This is a genomic window from Terribacillus saccharophilus (assembly GCF_002272075.1).
GTDB classification, from domain to species: domain Bacteria; phylum Bacillota; class Bacilli; order Bacillales; family Amphibacillaceae; genus Terribacillus; species Terribacillus saccharophilus_A.
Genome location: NZ_NPBJ01000027.1, coordinates 1 through 17343 on the forward strand (window position 1 = coordinate 1; position 17343 = coordinate 17343).

The following is a 17343-nucleotide window of genomic DNA, read 5'->3' on the forward strand; positions in this document are numbered from 1 at the left end:
CCCAGCCTCTTTTTTTGTTATAAGTACGAGCGGTATAGGTTCATAGTTATCAAGGCTGCAGATTGAGATTTCTGCAGCCTATTCATTTTTTCTATACAGCAAATTTCCATTTATTTATTGCATAAATTCTCTATTTTGTTATAGTTGATTATGATAATCATTATCAATTAGGCGATTGCTTTAGTCCTGATCAAGCTAAAGTACGAAAGGGAGAAGAGCAAAATGAAGTGGAAAACAGTAACTGGTATTGGTCTTGCAGCAGCCTTGAGCTTTTCTTTGGCAGCTTGCGGAAATAGCGACGATACAGCATCTAGCGAATCATCGGATAAGAAGGAACAGCAGATTACATATTTGGATAAGGAATACTCGCTTCCAGCAGAAACGGATACAATCGTGACAGCAAGTCTCGAGTCAATGGAGGATGCAGCTGTATTGGGAGTAAAGCCTGCCGGGGCGCTATCTGTGGGTGGTGAAACCCCTCCATATTTAGAAGAAGATTTATCAGGTGTAGAATTGATTGGCGAGAAAATGCAGCCAAATTACGAAACGATTCTTTCACTTGACCCCGATGTGATTCTAGGATCTTCTAAGTTTCCTGAGGATGTTAGCAAGTCACTAAATGACATAGCTATGACTATTCCATACTCTCATATCTCGGAGAACTGGGAAGCGAATCTGGAGCTGCTCGGTTCCTTGACTGGCAAAGAGGATGAAGCTGAACAGATCATTTCAGATTATGAAAAGGATTCGCAGGAAGCCAAAACGGAACTTGGAGAAGTGCTTAAGGATAAGCAGGTGTTAGTAGTCAGAATCCGGGCAGGCAGTCTGTACGTTTATCCGCAGAATGTCTATTTGAATCCTGTATTATACAGTGATCTAGGCTTGCAAGTACCTGAAGTTATCAATGAAGCGGAAGCACAGGCGGAAATTTCCTTGGAGAAGCTGGCAGAAGTAAATCCGGATTATCTGTTCCTGCAATTTGAAACGACTGAAAATCCTGAGAAAGCTAGTGCTTTGGAAGACCTGCAAAACAACGACATATTCAAGTCTATTAATGCAGCAAAGGAAGATCATGTATTCGTGAATGCTATCGATCCATTGGCACAGGGCGGAACGGCATGGAGCAAGACAGAATTCCTGAAAGCAGCAACTGAAAAGCTGGCTGAATAAGCAATGTATGGCACAAAGAATAGAATTGCTTGGATAGTGCTGCTCACTGCTCCTTTGACAGGAGTGCTCGTTGTATTCGCTTCAGTATTATATGGGGTTAAGGATATGCCAATCAGTACGATTTGGGATGCGATTTTACATTATGATTCTGACAATGTAGACCATACCATCTTGCTGACTGCGAGACTGCCAAGAGCTTTGGCTGCCTTGCTGGTAGGTGCTTTTTTAGCGATAGCTGGGTCAATTATGCAAGGCATCACACGGAATTATCTTGCTTCTCCATCTATCATGGGAGTCAATGACGGTTCTGCACTAGTAATTACATTGTGCATGGTCCTTGTTCCTGGTCTATCTGATCATATGATGATTCTTTCCTCTATGGCAGGCTCTGCAGTGGGTGCCGGTATCGTATTCGGCTTTGCCTCGCTGCTGAAAAATGGAATGGCTCCAGTTCAACTGGCTATTATCGGGACAGTCATCGGAACATTTCTCAGCGGCTGTGCAGCAGCTTTCGCCTCCTATTATCAGGTGTCACAGCATGTAAGCATTTGGTATAACGCGAGAATGGACGGAGTAGATGTCCATATGCTGAAATTGGCTGTGCCGATTGGTCTTATTGGGCTCGTTTTGGCTATGTCGGTATCCAAATCGGTCACGATCATGGCACTGGGTGAGGAAGTTGCTGCGGGACTTGGGCAGAAGACAGTTTATATCAAGATGATTAGCATGCTCAGCGTCGTCTGCCTGACAGGGACAGCTGTCGCCCTTGTCGGGAAGATAGCTTTTGTCGGACTTGTTGTCCCGCATATTACCCGTTTTCTAATCGGGGTTGATTACCGTCTGCTCATTCCTTGCTCTGCAGTGATTGGCGGAATATTCCTCTGCTTATCCGATGTGGTCAGTCGCTTTATCAACGCACCGTTCGAAACACCAATTGGAGTGGTGACTGCTTTTATAGGCGTTCCATTCTTCCTTTATCTCATTTGGAGAAAGGGAGGGAAGCAATATGCGGCTTAGTATCGGCTCAAAATTAATTCTAAGTGGAATGATTATTAGTTTGCTGCTGCTGCTTTCCATCTATCTGCATATAACGAGCGGCAGCTATACGATGACTGTAGGAGATATTTCTAGAACATTATTTGGATTGAGTGATGATCGCAAGCTTGAATTGGTTATCTTTCAGTTCCGTCTGCCGCGGATTGTAATTGGGGCACTTGTCGGCGCAGGTTTAGGCATCGCAGGAACTGTGATGCAAGGAGTCACGCGTAATGGATTGGCCGATCCGGGAATACTTGGCATCAATGCTGGTGCGGGGACAGCCATTGTTCTATATATCTTCTTTTTTCAAGGGATGATTCAATCCGAGACAATTGGCGGTTGGCTGGCGGTCTTGATGATGCCGATATTCGGCTTCATTGGCGGGCTGCTGGTGGCGCTGCTTATTTTTGCTTTCTCCTGGCGGCAGGGAACGCTTGATATGCAGCGGCTCATCCTGACGGGTATCGCTCTTGGAACAGGATTTGGAGCGCTGTCGCTATACATATCATTGAAGATGAATGCGAATGATTTTGAAATGGCCACTGTCTGGACGACAGGCAGCATTTATAATGCGAATTGGATTTATATCTATGCGATGCTGCCTTGGATCATCATCCTTGGTGCAGTGCTTTACCGGAAATCATATTTGCTCAATTATTTTCAATTGAGCGATGACTCGATTCGGAGCCTAGGCATCCGTAATGAACGCGAAAAGGCGATACTGCTGCTAGCAAGCATTGGTCTGGTGAGTGCCTGTGTGTCCGTTTCAGGTGGGATTGCATTTGTCGGATTGATTGCACCGCATATCAGCAGGCGTCTTGTCGGAAATGATTACCGATATAATATGCCAATCAGTGCTTTAACTGGCATGGTGCTGCTCGTCTTTTCAGATTATATTGCGAAGACTGTTTTTGCGCCGGCAGAACTGGCAGTAGGAATTGTTGTATCAATTATAGGCGTACCTTATTTCTTGTACTTACTGGCAAAAGCAAACAAAGGAGGCTGAAAACATGACAGAGGAATGGACACTTTCGGGGAAAGAGCCTGGAGTGAATTACCGTGTGCAACTATTTATCCCGGATCAACCCCCTCAATCAGAAGATGGCTATCCGGTTATCTATATGCTGGATGGAAATGCTTATTTTGGATTCGGTGCAGATGTCATACGCAATCAATCTCATAATATGCTTAAAACCGGAGTGGATCCGGCAATAGTTGTAGGTATAGCATTAGATGCAGAAGAGACGGTTATTAGGGAACGGCGTTTTTATGATTTTACACCGCCAGCATCAGCTTATGAATTTCCAGATAGAATGAAATGGAAAACAACCGGAAAGCATGGAGGAGCAGATATTTTCCTGGATTGGCTCATAGATGAGCTGCAGCCGAGAATCTTGGAAAACTATAACGTTCAGCATGAAAAGCAATGTCTGTACGGTCATTCCTTGGGTGGATTGTTTACGCTGTACAGCATGTTCAAACGTCCAGAAGCTTTCCAATGCTATTTGGCTATCAGTCCTTCTATTTGGTGGAATGACAAGCATATCTATTCCTTTTTGAACAAAGCCAAAGATTCCAAGCTCTTCATTGGTGTAGGAGAAAAGGAAGGTTTCATGGTAGAAGATGCGTTGGCGCTCTATCATCGTTTACCGAGCTCTATAGATGAAAAGACTGCATACTACGTTGCAGATGATGAAAATCACGCGTCAGTCGTTCCTGCTACGCTTAGTCGAGCGTTCCGCTATTTCTTCAGCTGACCCGGTTTTTTTGTTTCCTGCTCGATATCTGCTAAAATGAGAGGAAGCGATCAAAACGGAGGGATGTCCACATGCAAGCCTTTATCCGGAACGACCAATATAACAATATTAAGGAACAGGTACAGCAGCTCGTGAATAGTTCTGCTGCTGTAAGAGATATAGACATCATTTTTGGACTCCGCTCATTAGCTGAAGAGAAGATTCTGAATCGATTCGAGAAGCTCTCAGAGGAAGAGGCGGAAATGATTAAAAGAATCCAGGGTGTGCAGGATGAAATCGATGCAGAGCTCTTTTTAGCTCAGCTGCGTCCATCCATCAAGCCATTTCCTGCGCTTACGGAACAGCAGTTGCGGAAGCTATTCCCGAAAGTGAAGCATTTACATGTACCGAAACTTGATGAATTCGATTGGGAAAAAACATCCTATCTAGGGTGGAATGATCCTGGTCAGCAGGCAAAATACATGGTCGCCCCACATGAGGATGGCATGATGGCCGTCCGCGGCACTATGACCCCATCCTCTCAGCCTGGGATGTGCACCATTTGCAATAAGCTAGAAAGTGTAGGATTATTCATGGCAGATTCAATTGGGCGCGGCCAAGGGACGTATGTAAAACGCGGAAACTATGTTTGCAGGGATAGCGCCAAGTGTAATCGAAATCTAACAGATATCAACCGCTTCTACAGCTTCATCTCTAATCTGCATGCATCATAAATAAAGAAGGAGCACATGCCTTGAGGCGAGTGCTCCTTCTTTTATTCTTCGGGCAGATCAAATGTCAAATCAGCTGCCAGCAAGTCTTCTTCTTTATCAGTGATACTGGAGATACGCAATGAGAAGGAATCTTCTTCTTTGTAATCTTCCTGATCCATGAGGAAGACAACATATTTGGTCGAAGTCTGGCCAGGTTCGATCTCACCAGAATCTGCTTCCAAAACATTATGGTTCAGGATCCGGTATGTTGGAGTTTCAAGAAAAGCACCCATTTCCTTTAATGGTACCGCACTTTCCCCATCATTCTTCACTTCCAGCTTCGCTGTCGCTGCAACAATTTTCTCCGGATCCTCGAAACCGGTGAAGGAATCCTCATAGGAATCTGCCGGTTTCAGCTTCGTATATTGAATCCCTTTCAGGGTCACTTCCAGATTATCATCATTTTTGGACTGATCAAAGTTCTGTTCAGCTAGCATTTCCTTATCTGCAACCGCATCTTTCGTCAGGCGGTCCGGGAAGTAGGGATTTTCTGCTGTCACAGTGTCCGTCAAATTGACAGACAATGCATCTGTATCTTCGTTTCCTTCTGTAACTGCTGCTTGTGCCGTCGGTGCCTTTGGCTCTTCGGCTGCTTTTTCGTCCTTACTGCAGGCGGATAAAGTCAATGCGATTGCGAACAACAATACTGCAGCTGGAATACGGAACAGTTTCATATACTTCTTTCATCCTCTCTTTTAACAAGATCGTCTTCTAGAAAATAAGTAAATAAAGACATAAATATCATACCGTAACCCTATATGGAATGAAATGAAAAGAGCCTAATTTCCTAGAAGAAAGTCTAGGAAGGGCTGGAAAAATTGGAGATGAGAGGTATCATTTCTTTCTGTTAGCTGGTAAAATGTAGGAGAGTATGAGCAATGTATAACAAACAGAAAAGAGTTACATCTACAGCATTTTTTTATTGCATAAATTCTGAAGTGCGATATATATTTAGAAAGTATGAATCAGGATTGGAAGCAAGTACATTAAGTGAGGAGAACGCGGAAAATGGGGCAAAGAAGAGATCTGAAGGAATTGTCCATGTACCTAGAAGAAGACGAACGAATTTTTCTCTACGTACAAAGTAAGCTCGACGAGAGGAATGGCATCCTTGGTGTCACACAGAACCGAATCCTGTTTACGCACAAACCGTTGATAAAACCAGCTTATCTGGATACGACCAGCTATGACAGCATCGACTATATCCTTTATACAGAGGGTACAGGGGAAGGCGAATTGTCTATCCATATGAATAATGGAGATATAAAATATGTAACAAGCCATCGCCTGATCCATCTAAAGGGTGTAAGTGATATCGTCAGGATGTTCGTTAACAATCATCAGCGTGATCTCTTGTTCCGGAATACGTTCAATCGCAAGCAATTGTTGGAATAGATAGACGCAGGGAACAGAAGCAGTAGGATGGAAAACTGTCATAGAGAGCTGCCGGAAGGTGCAAGGCAGTCAGAGAAACATCCGAACTCATCTGTGAGTGCCCGGGAGGAAATGCCTGGTCGGCTGGCAGCCGTTATCAGCTTTGAGGGTGAGCTGGCTTTCTCGCCGAAAAAGAGTGGTACCACAATGTCCATTGTCTCTTTAGGAGATGGTGGACATTTTTTTATATAAGGAGGAGTGCACTATGGAGAATTGCTTTATCTGTGACAAGCATGCAGGACGTATAGAAGTGAGCGGTGATTGTATTTATGAAGACGAATATATTTATATGAGTCATATCGATAAAAAGGGACAACCGACTTATCTTGGTCATATTATGCTCGATTTGAAACGCCATGTCCCACAAATCGGGGATATGTCGGAGGAAGAAGCGGCTGCATTCGGTATTGCAATGAAACGCGCTGCAAAGGCATTGCAGGGGACATTGCAAGCAGAGCATGTGTACACACTTGTCTCCGGAAATGCTGTGCCTCATGTTCACATGCATATCATTCCTAGATATGCAGGAACTCCTGAAAAATACTGGGGACCGATGGATGTTTATGCTTGGCCAGATGCGCCTTTTGGCGGAGAGTTGGAAATAAGAGAGGTCACAGCAAAACTACAGTGCTTTATGAAAGAGAATTTCCGTGCAAACGTTTAGTTGGACAGGCGATCAACATACATTCCTGGATGAACCCGATGTGAAGCAAATCGAGAGTCTTGTGTTAGGAAGACTTGGTGGAATGACCCAGGCCGGTCAAACAAAAAACGAAGATGGAGTAGTATTGTTCATCGGAGAGAATTGGGAGTTCATACTTCTGATGGATGCGCATCATTCAGCAGATAGTGCTAGACTCGTTGCTGAAACTTTTCTGCAGGTAGAGCCTGAGTTACGAAAAGCTTGCGATGCAGCATCAGCATTTGGACAAGTACCTGCATTCGTTACAGATCAATTATCCCAGCCTTCTTTCATGGAAGCATGTCGAAATGTTAATGGGGAGACTGCATGTCTCTTTGTCTTCCGTAAAGATGCATATGTCTGGTGGCTATCAATAGGAGATTGTCTTTTTTATCTGTTCCATAGTGAATTAGCGGATATGGGTGAGTTTGAGCAAAATACCCGACATTTTTACGAATGGATCGGTCAGCAAAATGCCTGGTCATTACATGTTCCCTCCTATACAACAGGTACGCGGCAGCTAAGAAAAGGAAAGAATCAACTTTTCATGACGACAGATGGGTTGCTGGAATGTCCAGGACTGAACATGGATGGTCAAAAACTATATGATTTGTTATCCAGAATGGATGATGATGCGTTTGTGCAGCGGCTGCTATCTGATTTGGAATCTCATTCCGTTCGGGATAGCTCTACATTTGTTTGCTGGACAGTAGATATTGCAGAGGAAGGATTGATGCCAAGTGACAAATTATAACGAGAAAACAGAAGCTTTTTATCGAACGTATTTGGAACAAAACCCAGAGGCACCACAAACTTATACAGCCTGGAGCTTCGGCGGCGATGATGCTTTAGCGGATGAACTAGCTGAGCTGGTTGTTCAGGGGACCAAAACAGCAACATCTTCTAATCATCTGCTGTATGAATTGGAGAATGAGCCTGTCCCAGAACCTGGTCTTCATAGTATTGTTCTCGACAGAGCAGGAAATCCTCGTGCTGTGATTGAAATTATACAGGTAGAAGTAAAATCGTATAAAGAGGTTGATGAGACTTTTGCCTTCAAAGAAGGTGAAGGTGATCGTACACTTGCTTATTGGCGTTCTGTTCACGAGCCATTCTTCTCAAAGGAAATGGAAGAAATCGGACGTGACTTTTCAGCTGACATGCTTGTTGTATGTGAGGAATTCGCTGTACGGTTTATCGCTCATAAATAATTGGTGTCCTGCACACACTGTAGACAAGAAGATACAGTGGAGGGAAACTGATGAAAAAAGCGATAATATTGTTTGCGTTACTTCTTGCTTTTTCTGCTTTAACGCACCAAGTGCAAGCACAGCCTAAGAAGAATGTAATTGTGGAAACAGAGTACTACGATGGCATTGAAGAGCTGAAATATCCGCAAGTAAAACATGCGGGAACACCTAAGCTTACGAGAATGATCAACAAGGACTTCAAGACGTATATCGAGAAAGCTGCATCAGTACGCAAGGAGAATATAGAGGCTGGCAAAAAATATAATTATGATCCTGATTATCAGACTGATTTTGAAGTCAAATATAATACGGATCGCAGGCTTAGTATCCTGATGAGCAGCTATATCTTTACCGGTGGGGCGCACGGCTCTACTGTGGTAGAATCCTACAATTACGACTTAAAAGAAAAGAAACGCGTCTATTTGACAGATATTCTGCAGACACCGAGTCAGCTGAAGAAAGTGCAGCACTACGTCTTTACCTATGCTAAGGCGAGACCAGAGATATTCTATCCTGATCTGAAAAAAGAGGACATCCACCTAAATGAGAATACGGCGTTCTTTTTTACAGATGAAGGCATAGCGCTTGTATTCCAGCAATACGATATTGCACCATATGTCTCCGGCAATCAAGTTATCAAAATACCTAAGAAAATATACAGCTAAGAAAGAAGCCATGGAAGTATGCTGCATCCATGGCTTTTTCGGGTATATCTAATTAAATATAATAGAGAAATGGGGAGAAACAAATGATGAAGTGGGGAATTCTAGGACCAGGCTCGATTGCACATCATTTTGCGGAAGCTTTGCAGAAAGAAGGAGAATCCATTCTGGCGGTTGGCGCAAGGAACAAAGAAAAGGGACAAGCATTTGCAGAGAAATTCGATATACCTAGGGTGTATGAAGGATTCCAGGGTGTGCTGGATGACTCTGAAGTAGATGTTGTATACATAGCGACGCCTCATGCATTTCATTATGAAACAATCATAGAAGCCTTAAAGCATGGAAAACATGTGCTAGCCGAGAAAGCGATTACAGTGAACTCCAAGCAACTGGATGAAATCACTGCATTGGCAGCAGAGAAGCAGCTGATTGTAGCAGAAGCAATGACAATTTATCATATGCCGATTTATAAAGAACTACAGCAGTTGGTCGATGCTGGGAAAATCGGTGACATCCAGACATTAAGTGTGAACTTTAACAGCATCAAAGAAAATGATCCGAAAAATCGTTTCTTTAATCCTGATTTGGCGGGTGGAGCACTCTTGGATATAGGCGTTTATGCTTTGGCGTTTGTTCGTATGTTTATTCAGGAAGAGCCTAGTGAAGTTATCAGCACCGTTACGAAGCATGAAACAGGTGTGGACCAGCAGGCAGGAATAATTCTGAAGAACAAGAAAGGCCAGCTTGCTACCATCACATTATCCTTTATGGTGGAATCTCCAGAACGTGCTACAGTCATGGGTACAAAAGGATTCATTGATATGGAGAAGTTCTCCAGGGCCCAACATGCCACGGTTTGTTATGTAGAGCAAGGCAAAACAGAAACTATAGAAGCTGGAGAGACAGAGAAGGCATTGCAGTATGAAGTAAAAGCAATGAAGGAACTCATCGAAAAGGATGTTCCACATGTAACATTGCCCTATACAAAGGATGTTATGAAGATTATGGATCAGCTTCGGAAGCAGTGGGAAATAAGCTTTAGCTTTGAATAAAAAAATGCTCCGGACACTACCGGAGCATTTTTGCTGTTTAACTCAATTTTCTGCTGTTTGCCGGAGAAAGCAATTTCTCAAACCAACCCATAACTAAGTCGGCCATTACAGCCATGAGTGCAGTCGGAATAGCGCCTGCTAATATGATGGCGCCCCCTTCTGCTGCATTCGTACCTCGGACGATGATGGAGCCTAACCCGCCAGCGCCGATGAATGTTCCGATTGTGGCGATACCAATCGCAATAACAAGCGCAGTACGCAGTCCAGCCATAATGACAGATAGGGAGAGAGGAAGTTCAACCATACGCAAAATCTGGAATCTGGTCATTCCCATCGCATTTCCTGCTTCCTTCAATGTCTTATCTACTCCAAGTATTCCTGTATACGTATTTTTTATGATCGGGAGCAGTGAATAAAGGAATAACGCTAGGATGACTGTATTTGTCCCTAAACCCATCACCAGCATGAGAACAGCTAGCAATGCAAGTGCAGGCACTGTCTGGATGACATTCACAAAGGAAATGACCCAAGGACTGAGCTTGCTGTAGCGGGCAATCAATATACCGACTGGGATGCCCACGATACCCGCAAACAATACACCGTATGCAGACATAAGGAAGTGCCGATAGAACTCTGTCCAGATGTAAGCGCCGTTTTCGCTATAATATGTCATTAGTTCTTTTAATATATCCATCGTCTCTGCACCTCCTTAATTGTCCTCAAAGTAGTTATGTTCCTCTAAATATTCTCTTGCTACTGTACTAGGTTCCTTTTTCTCGATATCTGCCTGGTAGTTCAGTTCAACGATTGTTTCGTTATTGAATTTCCCTACCATCTTCTGCAAAATATCATCAATCTCTGGATGTTCCCGCAGTACTTCATTCGTTGCTACCGGAGAAGCGTCGTAAGGGGGGAAGAAATGTTTATCATCCTCCAATGTTGCCAGGTTGAATTGCTTCAATCGGGCATCTGTAGAGTAAGCCAATACGGCATCCATTTTTCCGCTGTTCAATGCGGAGTAGACGAGACCAATCTGCATCGGGTAGACTTTGTTGAATTCGAATCCATATCCTTTGACGAATTCGTCATAGCCAATCCCTTCACGATTAATCCAGCTATTATCAACACCGAATTGATATTTGTCGGCTACAGATTTCAGATCGGAAACTTTCTCCAGCCCTTCTTCGTCAGCTACATCCTGACGGACAGACAGAACATAGGTGTTGTCGAATCCGTAAGTGTCAAACCATTTCTGATCGAATTGCTCCTCGAATTCGCGCTGCACAATCGCCATCGCTTCATCAGGATCATTCACCAAATCCATGTGGAGGGCACCGCTAAGGTCAGTACCTGTATATCTTGCTGCAGATATATCTACATCACCATTGACCATTGCTTGATGCATAACGATGGAGGATCCCAAGTTTCCGACGATTTCTGCATGCAGGTCGGTATAATGCTCGATCATATATTTCTGAATATAGCCTAAAGTCTGTGTTTCGGATGTGGTCACTGTACCGATTTTTATCGTATCGGCGGAGCTGCCACCAAGGCCGGGAAGCGAACAGCCAGAGAGAAGAAAGGCCGTCATCATACCAACCAAGACCAGTTTGATTCGCTTTTTCATACCTGTTGTCGCCCCTTTCTATGCTGTTTCATAATGAGTGCTCTTTGTAGTAGGAGTAAGCTTCTTCTCAACCTTGCCCAGGATGAAATCAGCAAGCAGTGCTAGGACTGTAGAAGGAATTGCTCCTGCTAAAATCAATTCGGGTTGATAAAGATTTAACCCATCAAAAATGAAATCACCAAGACCGCCAGCTCCTACGAATGATGCAAGTGTAGCCCAGCCGATCAGGTAGACGGTAGAAACACGGATTCCTGCCATGATGATGGGAATGGCAAGTGGCATTTCCACGCTGAAGATAAGCTGTGTACTTGTCATACCCATCCCACGGCCGGCCTCCAGTAGATTTTTATCGGTGTTTTTGATACCAATGTAAGTGTTACGCAGAATTGGAAGCATGGAATAGAAGAATAATGCAACGATTGCCGGTACCTTGCCAACGCCTAAGATAGGAATGAAGAATGCCAGGATGGCGAGGCTTGGGAAGGTTTGAATGATACTGACAATACGAATGACTGTATCTGCTGCCCGGTTGATCCGCGTCAGCAGGATGCCCACCGGTACAGCGACAAGGATACCGAGCAAAACAGCAATCAATGATATATATAAATGCTCCCACGTTTTCAGGGCAAGTGTACTGCCTTGTTCCTGGAAGAATTGAATCAATGTATCCATGTGATTTGGACCTCCTTCTTAATTGTCATCCTCATCGCCCCAAATAGAATCATAGACAAGGTCTGCGAGTGTTGCTCTTGTAACGATACCTCTGAGTCTGTTTTGATCGTCTACGACAGGTACATATTTAGTATGTCTTCGCAGCATTTTCTGGATAGTATCACGTATGAGGCTGTCTTCTTTCACCTTGTAAAGCTCTGTTTCATAGATTTCACCGACGAGTGTTGATTTCTTACGATTCTCTTCTATATCCTCTACGTCGATGTATCCTTCAAGTGTTTGATCGTCTCCGATAACAAGCAAGGAATCCACTCGTTTTTCCTTCATGCGCTGAATCGCTGTCGATAATGTCTCTTCTTTATGAACTGTAGCAGGTATCTTGTTCATGATCTGACCAACTGTCGTAACATCTGGTTTTGTCTGGATAAGGCGTTCTTTTCCGATGAAGGATTCTACGAATTCGTTAGCTGGATTGCGCAGGATCTCATCTGGTGTATCTACTTGAACGATTTCTCCATCCTTCATGATGACAATACGGTCTGCGAGTTTGATAGCTTCGTCCATGTCGTGGGTAACGAAAACGATTGTCTTACCTAATCTTCTTTGAAGATCCTTGAACTCTTCTTGTAAGCCATCTCTCGTAATAGGGTCTAATGCACCGAAGGGTTCATCCATCAGAATGAGAGGAGGATTGGAAGCCAAAGCTCGTAGTACACCGATCCGCTGCTGCTGACCGCCACTTAGCTCCTGCGGATAACGATCAAGATATTCCTCAGGAAGATTGACCAATTTAATCAATTCTACAGCTCGCTCACGCCGCTTTTCCTTGGACCATTGCAACAGCTTCGGGACGAGCGTTATATTCTCACTGATCGTCATATGCGGGAAAAGACCGATTTGCTGAATGACATAGCCGATTTCTCTGCGCATCTGAACACGGTTCTGCTTCATGATATCCTTGCCATCGATCAAAATTCTTCCTTCTGTTGGTTCGATGAGACGGTTGACCATTTTCATACTTGTTGTTTTACCGCAGCCACTCGGACCGATAAAGCAGATGAATTCGCCTTTCTCGATCTGCAAGTTTAGGTTGTTCACAGCCTTCTTGCTGCCACTGTAGATTTTCGTTACATTCTCGAACGTCAGCACAAAAATAACCTCCTGTTTAAGGTGCAAATTTATTGTCTGTGAAATCAAATGATGTTTCATTACGGACAATTTCCGTAATATATCGCATCGTTTTTTGCATCGCAATTTCAGGATCATAAGTCCTGCGATGGTTCAGCACATTGTTGAACATCCCTTGCCAGATGAGGATAGTCAATTCGTTGATCGCATCTACATTCCTCTCGCTGATTTCACCAGCTTCTAATGCCAGCTCTAATGCAGAACGGCCGCGCTTGGACATATTGCGTTCCAGTAATGTCGGTTGAAGCTCCTCTGGGATGTTAAACAAATCCCTTGGAAACTTCGCATAATACCGCTCCAGCATATTTTCCGGGCTGTCACCAAGATCCATGATGAAAATAGCATGGAATAGCTTCGGGTGACGGAAGGAATACGTGCAAAAGCATTCCCAAGCCAGCAAATACTTTTCCAAAGGCTTATCGGAACGGTTCATATAGACGACGACTTCGTCGGTATAATCCTTAAGGAATGTCATGGATGCAAAGAAAACGAGGTGAGATAAATCAGAAAAGTAATTGTATATCGTGGCACTGTTGTAGCCCGCACGATCCGCTACTTTACGGATCGTAACTTTCTCTAATCCCTCTTCGCGAATAATATCCGCTGTCGCTTCCACGAAATATTTCCACATGCGGCTTTTTTGGATTTCCTTTTTGTTCATAGTGCTTTTTTTCTCCTTTACATACGCGTTCGTGCTCGCCTCCCCATGGTTGTTAAGTCGTAATCGCGTATGTTATTATAATCTCGATTAAAAAGTAATCATGATTATAAAGTATAGCATAGAAGCTTAACAATGCAAAATTGCCTAGGAGGGAAGATAGATATGGTATTTAACGTCCGCGATAATCAGCTGCAAATTAAAACGACTTATCCGCACAAGGTAAAAGAAATACCCCATATATGGATTCCGATGCGAGATGGTGTGAGATTATCGGCGAGAATCTGGCTTCCTGAAGATGCAGAAGAAACACCAGTACCAGGTATATTGGAATATATCCCGTATCGAAAAGATGATTTTACTGCTTTGCGTGATAGCATTCGTCATCCTTACTTTGCAGGTCATGGATATGCCAGTGTACGTGTGGACATCCGCGGTAGCGGGGATTCAGAAGGTATTCTTTATGATGAGTATTTGCCGCAAGAGCAGGATGATGCAGAAGATGTTCTGAAATGGATAGCTGAGCAGCCATGGTCAACGGGCAAAGTAGGTATGATCGGGAAATCATGGGGAGGATTCAATGGACTGCAGGTAGCTGCCAGAAGACCTCCAGAGCTGCAAGCAGTTATTACACTCTGTTCGACCGATGATCGCTATGCAGATGATGTCCATTATAAAGGCGGAGCACTGCTCGCATCGGACATGCTTTGGTGGGCATCAACAATGTTTGCGTATAATGCAAGACCTGCTGATCCCGAGATCGTAGGAGAAAAGTGGCGGGAGGACTGGATTCGCCGCATGGAAGAGACACCACCATTTGCACAAGAGTGGGTGCGGCATCAACGACGGGATGCTTATTGGAAACATGGTTCCGTCAATGAGGACTATCAGGATATAGAAGTACCTGTATTTGCTGTAGGAGGCTGGGCAGACGGATATACGAATGCAATTCCTCGGCTTTTGGAAGGATTAAAAGCACCGAGAAAAGGACTGATCGGACCTTGGGCCCATGAATATCCAGAGGTAGCTATACCGGGCCCATCTATCGGATTTTTGCAAGAATGTCTGCGCTGGTGGGATCATTGGCTCAAAGGGAAAGATAACGGAATAATGGAAGAGCCGATACTGCGAGCCTGGATGCAGGATAGTGTACCGCCTCAGGTAGAATATGAAGAGAGACCAGGCAGATGGGTAGCAGAAACACAATGGCCCTCACCAGTTATCAAGCAGAAGGAACTGTACTTGTTCAATCAAGAACTAGGCGAAGAGTCTAAAAGCGGTCTGCCTATAAATGTTTCAAGCATGCAGCAGCATGGACTTTATGCGGGAGTGTTTTGTCCATTTGGACAGCCAGGAGATATGCCATCTGATCAACGCTTGGAAAATGGATTTGCTACTGTATTCACCAGTACACCTTTGGAAGAAAGAATGGAAATTCTCGGGGCTCCGAAGCTGCAATTGGAAATAGCAAGTGACCAAGAAAAGGCGCTGTTGGCAGTTCGTCTAAATGATGTTGCTCCTGATGGAAGTGTTACACGTGTAACATGGGGGATGCTTAATTTAACGCACCGGAATAGTCACGAATTCCCGGAAAAATTAACACCCGGGAAGAAGGTACAAGTAACTGTACAGCTGAATGATATTGCTCATGCAATTCCAGCCGGTCACCGCTGGCAAGTAGCCGTTGCACCGACATATTGGCCACATGCTTGGCCGTCGCCTAAAGAGGCAACCCTTACCATCTATCCAGGCAAAGAGACGAAACTGCTGCTGCCAACGAGAGAGACACAATCTATCGATGATCAGCTGCCAGCATTCCAGCAGCCTGAAACAGCACCGGTGTTGAAAAAGGAAATATTGCGACCGGAAAGCCGAAAACGACAAATACATTATGACATGGTGGAAAAAACATGGATTCTGGATGATTATTCAGATGAAGGTGCGCGTAAGCTTGCGGATAACGGAATGGAATATGGCAGTACAAACCGCAACGTTTACACAATTAAAGAAGGAGATCCGCTTTCTGCTAGTGTCCAATGTGATTGGACAATGGATATAGGGCGCGATGATTGGCAGACGCATTTGGATTTGTCCTGCTATATGTGGTGTGATGAAGGTCACTTTTACCTTAAGCATAAACTTAAGGCCTTTGAAGGAGAGAAAGAAGTTTTTAAAAAGGAATGGAACGAAAAGATTCCTAGAGATTTTATGTAAGAGGAAAGCAGGCATCCTCAGGATGCCTGCTTTATTTTCAGTTCATAGAAACTGGCCATGGTTGTCCGGAAGTATGGTTCCAGCCAAAACAGGCCGATAAATAAGGTTAGAATGGATAACAAAGCCCAGCCTATAAAGCTCAGCTGCAATAAAAATAACTCCATCTTGTATCCGTGCATTTTTTCTTTACTTTCCCGAATAGCTTCGAAAATAGAATAATGTGGATTCTCCCGCAAAATGTAAAGTGTCTGGGAATAACTTAAATATTTGATGATGCCAGGTACAATCAACAATAAGGTCCAAAAAGTCAGCAGGATAGTCAAAATCAGTCCTGTCAGCATGTACCGCCAGAAACGCTTGAAAGGGGAAAAAATGAAGCCGAAGGAAGGTCGATTTCCTTGGACGAAGCTTTGAAATAGCCAAGTTGTTCCTACAAAAAGTGGCATAAGCAACACATAATCTAAAAGAGTATCTCGTATAAAACTTAACGACTCTTCCTTAATGGTGATGTCTTCTCCCGCCACAGCAGAAAAGCCAAACCAAGAGTTTGTTATTATCTTTATGGTAAATGAAATGACCGAGAAGAGGAAGACAGCAAGTACACCTTTTCCCCAATTGCCGCTAAGACTGTCTAGAGCATCCTGTTTTAGAGTACGATTATCAATCACATGTTTGTCCCCCAGCGTTTTTTCTAATGTATATGTCTAGTGCCGTCTTGAGCATACCATACATTAATGGAAAAGTATGGTTGTTATTTCGGGGAGCACATGTTAAAGTGTAACTATCTTGCAAAACAAAGTAGTGGGGTTCTTTTTTTGTCCAACTATCTTGTAAAACAATATAGTTGAGGAGGAAGTTGATTTTGTCATCCAGTCAATTATTAAAAGGCATCTTAGAGGGTTGTCTGCTTGCAATCATTGCTGAGCGTGAAACGTATGGCTATGAAATGGTGGAGAAGCTTGCTTCCTATGGTTTTACCATGGTAAGCGAGGGCAGTATCTATCCATTGCTGCTGCGTATGAAAAAAGAAGGCCTCGTTACGACAACCAGTAAGACATTACCATCAGGCGGACCAAAGCGGAAGTATTATAAGTTAACCGCAGAAGGTCATGCAGAACTGGAAGATTTCAAAGGGAGATGGGCAGTCATCTCTACGAGCGTGGATAACATTTTGAAGGGGGATTAAT

Annotated in this window: 20 protein-coding genes and 1 other annotated feature; of the genes, 13 read left to right on the top strand and 7 right to left on the bottom strand. The window is 43.8% G+C overall.

From position 1 onward, the window contains the following. Positions 1–222 precede the first annotated feature (222 nt). From CHH48_RS13695 to CHH48_RS13715, 5 genes are all read left to right on the top strand, one after another. A complete protein-coding gene (locus tag CHH48_RS13695) occupies positions 223–1170 on the top strand; it encodes an iron-hydroxamate ABC transporter substrate-binding protein (RefSeq protein ID WP_095219715.1) in 948 nt (315 codons plus the stop codon). A 3-nt stretch (positions 1171–1173) separates the two neighbouring features. After that, positions 1174–2187, top strand: coding sequence for a FecCD family ABC transporter permease (locus tag CHH48_RS13700; RefSeq protein WP_095219716.1), 1014 nt, complete (start codon positions 1174–1176; stop codon positions 2185–2187). Further along, the gene (locus tag CHH48_RS13705; RefSeq protein ID WP_095219717.1) at positions 2177–3214 is read left to right on the top strand and encodes a FecCD family ABC transporter permease; all 1038 of its coding nucleotides are present in this window, start codon (positions 2177–2179) and stop codon (positions 3212–3214) included. The genes CHH48_RS13700 and CHH48_RS13705 overlap by 11 nt, the downstream gene beginning before the upstream one ends. Positions 3215–3218: 4 nt before the next feature. Further along, complete coding sequence (locus tag CHH48_RS13710; RefSeq protein WP_095219718.1) at positions 3219–3965, top strand: alpha/beta hydrolase; 747 nt, start codon at positions 3219–3221, stop codon at positions 3963–3965. A 71-nt stretch (positions 3966–4036) separates the two neighbouring features. Next, positions 4037–4678 (top strand): FusB/FusC family EF-G-binding protein, encoded by a 642-nt coding sequence (locus tag CHH48_RS13715; RefSeq protein WP_095219719.1) that lies wholly within the window; start codon positions 4037–4039, stop codon positions 4676–4678. Between the two features lie 41 nt (positions 4679–4719). Here CHH48_RS13715 and CHH48_RS13720 read toward each other — a convergent pair whose 3' ends face one another. Continuing rightward, positions 4720–5391 carry a hypothetical protein gene (locus tag CHH48_RS13720; RefSeq protein ID WP_095219720.1) on the bottom strand — a complete coding sequence of 224 codons (672 nt, stop codon included), beginning with the start codon at positions 5389–5391 and terminating at the stop codon, positions 4720–4722. 334 nt (positions 5392–5725) lie between these two features. Between CHH48_RS13720 and CHH48_RS13725 the strand changes: the two genes are divergently transcribed. From CHH48_RS13725 to CHH48_RS13755, 6 genes are all read left to right on the top strand, one after another. Next, positions 5726–6112, top strand: coding sequence for a PH domain-containing protein (locus CHH48_RS13725; protein ID WP_095219721.1), 387 nt, complete (start codon positions 5726–5728; stop codon positions 6110–6112). Continuing rightward, positions 6113–6316 (top strand) — a binding site (T-box leader). 40 nt (positions 6317–6356) lie between these two features. After that, the gene (locus CHH48_RS13735) at positions 6357–6815 is read left to right on the top strand and encodes an HIT family protein (RefSeq protein WP_095219723.1); all 459 of its coding nucleotides are present in this window, start codon (positions 6357–6359) and stop codon (positions 6813–6815) included. After that, on the top strand, positions 6802–7587 hold the full coding sequence (locus CHH48_RS13740; RefSeq protein WP_095219724.1) for a protein phosphatase 2C domain-containing protein: 786 nt from the start codon (positions 6802–6804) through the stop codon (positions 7585–7587). Before CHH48_RS13735 ends, CHH48_RS13740 begins: the two co-directional genes overlap by 14 nt. After that, on the top strand, positions 7574–8044 hold the full coding sequence (locus tag CHH48_RS13745) for an ASCH domain-containing protein (protein ID WP_095219725.1): 471 nt from the start codon (positions 7574–7576) through the stop codon (positions 8042–8044). The genes CHH48_RS13740 and CHH48_RS13745 overlap by 14 nt, the downstream gene beginning before the upstream one ends. A gap of 50 nt (positions 8045–8094) precedes the next feature. Further along, complete coding sequence (locus CHH48_RS13750) at positions 8095–8748, top strand: DUF3298 and DUF4163 domain-containing protein (protein ID WP_095219726.1); 654 nt, start codon at positions 8095–8097, stop codon at positions 8746–8748. 86 nt (positions 8749–8834) lie between these two features. Then, positions 8835–9797 (top strand): Gfo/Idh/MocA family protein, encoded by a 963-nt coding sequence (locus CHH48_RS13755; protein WP_371809517.1) that lies wholly within the window; start codon positions 8835–8837, stop codon positions 9795–9797. A 37-nt stretch (positions 9798–9834) separates the two neighbouring features. Here the strand turns inward: CHH48_RS13755 and CHH48_RS13760 are convergent, their stop codons facing one another. From CHH48_RS13760 to CHH48_RS13780, 5 genes are read right to left on the bottom strand one after another with little or no spacing between them, the layout of a single operon-like run. Next, positions 9835–10491: an ABC transporter permease gene (locus tag CHH48_RS13760; protein ID WP_095219728.1), complete on the bottom strand. Its 657-nt coding sequence runs from the start codon at positions 10489–10491 to the stop codon at positions 9835–9837. A 15-nt stretch (positions 10492–10506) separates the two neighbouring features. After that, positions 10507–11424, bottom strand: coding sequence for an osmoprotectant ABC transporter substrate-binding protein (locus tag CHH48_RS13765; RefSeq protein ID WP_095219729.1), 918 nt, complete (start codon positions 11422–11424; stop codon positions 10507–10509). An 18-nt stretch (positions 11425–11442) separates the two neighbouring features. Beyond that, positions 11443–12096 (bottom strand): ABC transporter permease, encoded by a 654-nt coding sequence (locus CHH48_RS13770; protein WP_095219730.1) that lies wholly within the window; start codon positions 12094–12096, stop codon positions 11443–11445. An 18-nt stretch (positions 12097–12114) separates the two neighbouring features. Next, complete coding sequence (locus CHH48_RS13775; protein ID WP_095219731.1) at positions 12115–13245, bottom strand: betaine/proline/choline family ABC transporter ATP-binding protein; 1131 nt, start codon at positions 13243–13245, stop codon at positions 12115–12117. Positions 13246–13261: 16 nt separating this feature from the next. Beyond that, on the bottom strand, positions 13262–13945 hold the full coding sequence (locus CHH48_RS13780) for a TetR/AcrR family transcriptional regulator (protein ID WP_095219732.1): 684 nt from the start codon (positions 13943–13945) through the stop codon (positions 13262–13264). A 162-nt stretch (positions 13946–14107) separates the two neighbouring features. Here CHH48_RS13780 and CHH48_RS13785 point away from each other — a divergent pair, with 162 nt between their 5' ends. Continuing rightward, positions 14108–16156 (top strand): CocE/NonD family hydrolase, encoded by a 2049-nt coding sequence (locus tag CHH48_RS13785; protein ID WP_176466451.1) that lies wholly within the window; start codon positions 14108–14110, stop codon positions 16154–16156. Between the two features lie 17 nt (positions 16157–16173). On the opposite strand, the gene CHH48_RS13790 is transcribed toward CHH48_RS13785, so the two are convergent. Then, positions 16174–16824 (bottom strand): DUF975 family protein, encoded by a 651-nt coding sequence (locus CHH48_RS13790; protein WP_095219733.1) that lies wholly within the window; start codon positions 16822–16824, stop codon positions 16174–16176. A gap of 194 nt (positions 16825–17018) precedes the next feature. Here CHH48_RS13790 and CHH48_RS13795 point away from each other — a divergent pair, with 194 nt between their 5' ends. After that, on the top strand, positions 17019–17342 hold the full coding sequence (locus CHH48_RS13795; protein ID WP_095219734.1) for a PadR family transcriptional regulator: 324 nt from the start codon (positions 17019–17021) through the stop codon (positions 17340–17342). Position 17343: the final 1 nt, after the last annotated feature.

Excerpts from the sequence above, each read along its gene's own strand:
- CHH48_RS13695 (WP_095219715.1), top strand. The coding sequence starts at position 223 with ATGAAGTGGAAAACAGTAACTGGTATTGGTCTTGCAGCAGCCTTGAGC.
- CHH48_RS13700 (WP_095219716.1), top strand. The coding sequence starts at position 1,174 with ATGTATGGCACAAAGAATAGAATTGCTTGGATAGTGCTGCTCACTGCT.
- CHH48_RS13705 (WP_095219717.1), top strand. The coding sequence starts at position 2,177 with ATGCGGCTTAGTATCGGCTCAAAATTAATTCTAAGTGGAATGATTATT.
- CHH48_RS13710 (WP_095219718.1), top strand. The coding sequence starts at position 3,219 with ATGACAGAGGAATGGACACTTTCGGGGAAAGAGCCTGGAGTGAATTAC.
- CHH48_RS13715 (WP_095219719.1), top strand. The coding sequence starts at position 4,037 with ATGCAAGCCTTTATCCGGAACGACCAATATAACAATATTAAGGAACAG.
- CHH48_RS13720 (WP_095219720.1), bottom strand. The coding sequence starts at position 5,391 with ATGAAACTGTTCCGTATTCCAGCTGCAGTATTGTTGTTCGCAATCGCA.
- CHH48_RS13725 (WP_095219721.1), top strand. The coding sequence starts at position 5,726 with ATGGGGCAAAGAAGAGATCTGAAGGAATTGTCCATGTACCTAGAAGAA.
- CHH48_RS13735 (WP_095219723.1), top strand. The coding sequence starts at position 6,357 with ATGGAGAATTGCTTTATCTGTGACAAGCATGCAGGACGTATAGAAGTG.
- CHH48_RS13750 (WP_095219726.1), top strand. The coding sequence starts at position 8,095 with ATGAAAAAAGCGATAATATTGTTTGCGTTACTTCTTGCTTTTTCTGCT.
- CHH48_RS13755 (WP_371809517.1), top strand. The coding sequence starts at position 8,835 with ATGAAGTGGGGAATTCTAGGACCAGGCTCGATTGCACATCATTTTGCG.
- CHH48_RS13760 (WP_095219728.1), bottom strand. The coding sequence starts at position 10,491 with ATGGATATATTAAAAGAACTAATGACATATTATAGCGAAAACGGCGCT.
- CHH48_RS13765 (WP_095219729.1), bottom strand. The coding sequence starts at position 11,424 with ATGAAAAAGCGAATCAAACTGGTCTTGGTTGGTATGATGACGGCCTTT.
- CHH48_RS13770 (WP_095219730.1), bottom strand. The coding sequence starts at position 12,096 with ATGGATACATTGATTCAATTCTTCCAGGAACAAGGCAGTACACTTGCC.
- CHH48_RS13780 (WP_095219732.1), bottom strand. The coding sequence starts at position 13,945 with ATGAACAAAAAGGAAATCCAAAAAAGCCGCATGTGGAAATATTTCGTG.
- CHH48_RS13785 (WP_176466451.1), top strand. The coding sequence starts at position 14,108 with ATGGTATTTAACGTCCGCGATAATCAGCTGCAAATTAAAACGACTTAT.